Genomic DNA, 513 nt, shown 5'->3' on the forward strand with positions numbered 1-513 from the left:
GCAAAATTTCAGGAATCCGCGCCGAAGATTGAGACAAAGGGTAAATAAATATCCTCCGGCATAGCCGGAGGTTTTTCTGATGCGCCTGTAAGGCTCTCTTACCAGCCGCGCCCTAACAGGCGCATACGATCTGACATTTGCATCAAACTTCGTTACTTACGGCCCGTAAACGGGCTGCCCGGATACGGGATCGATAATTGCTCACCCATTTTATCCTCTTCAAGCTGGTGCTTTATGTAGTCCTGTATCTTCGCCGTATTCTTACCCACCGTATCGACATAGTACCCTCTGCACCAGAACTCCCTGTTCCTGTATTTGAATTTTAGATCCCCAAACTGCTCGTAAAGCATCAGACTACTTTTACCCTTCAGATATCCCATGAAACTCGACACACTCATCTTCGGCGGGATCTCCAGAAGCATATGGATATGATCTGCACAGCATTCCGCTTCCAGAATGTTCACATTTTTCCACTCACATAGTTTCCTTAAAATGCTGCCTACCGCTCTACGC

General features: G+C 47.2%; 1 protein-coding gene. It reads right to left on the reverse strand.

Features of this window, described 5'->3' with window-relative positions:
* Positions 1 to 152: 152 nt before the first annotated feature.
* On the reverse strand, positions 153 to 513 hold a 361-nt coding region (gene tnpA / locus ACEWB7_RS17465; protein ID WP_411581018.1), incomplete at its 5' end, for an IS200/IS605-like element IS200F family transposase.

Source organism: Acinetobacter sp. NIOH-H-8 (assembly GCF_046635365.1).
Taxonomy (GTDB): domain Bacteria; phylum Pseudomonadota; class Gammaproteobacteria; order Pseudomonadales; family Moraxellaceae; genus Acinetobacter.